General features: G+C 58.3%; 1 protein-coding gene. It reads left to right on the top strand.

The annotated features are described in order from the left end of the window. Window positions 1–163 precede the first annotated feature (163 nt). A complete protein-coding gene (tnpA, locus tag C1876_RS17405) occupies window positions 164–622 on the top strand; it encodes an IS200/IS605 family transposase (RefSeq protein WP_114547980.1) in 459 nt (152 codons plus the stop codon). The last annotated feature ends 179 nt before the right edge of the window (window positions 623–801 follow it).

The following is an 801-nucleotide window of genomic DNA, read 5'->3' as shown; positions in this document are numbered from 1 at the left end:
TTTTTCGGGGTCGTGACCCCGCCCGGCGCGCGCAGCGCGGCGGGAAAAGAACCACCCGCTATGCGGGTGCGCGTCGAAGGCTCCGCCCTTGCGGGGCGGTGGCCGCCAGCTAGGGTTATGATGCATTTGTTCAGGACGCATCGGCCTTGGAAAGGCGGCCACCATGGCAAATCAGGCTAACAGCCTGTCGCACACGAAGTGGATGTGCAAGTACCACATCGTGTTCACACCGAAGTATAGGCGCAAAATCATCTACAACCAATACAGGGATTCGCTGGGCGAGATATTCCAACAACTCTGCAAGTACAAGGGAGTCGAGATGATCGAAGGGCACCTGATGCCGGATCACGTTCATATGCTGGTCAGCATACCTCCCAAAATGAGCGTGTCGAGCTTCATGGGATATCTCAAGGGCAAGAGCGCGCTGATGATGTTCGACAAGCACGCCAACCTGAAGTACAAGTTCGGGAACCGCCACTTCTGGTCCGAAGGCTACTACGTGACGACCGTCGGATTGAACGAGGCCACGATCGCCAAGTACATCAGGGAGCAGGAAGCCCACGACCAGGCGCTGGACAAGCTCAGCGTCAAGGAGTACGAGGACCCCTTCAAGAACAAGTAGGGCCGCAGAACCCCTTTCAGGGGTAGCCGGGCAATACGAAAGCCGCTTCAAGCGGCGGCGACGAGTCAAAGGCGGTGCGCCCTGAACGAAGGGAAGGGCAGCGCCTTGAGACGCCGCCCGGCATCCCTCGGCCTTATAGGCCCTGAGCAAACCACCCTTTTGAAGGGTGGTTCATGATT

This window comes from Eggerthella sinensis, from assembly GCF_003339815.1.
Lineage (GTDB): Bacteria > Actinomycetota > Coriobacteriia > Coriobacteriales > Eggerthellaceae > Eggerthella > Eggerthella sinensis.
This window is presented reverse-complemented; position numbering and strand designations above follow the sequence as displayed.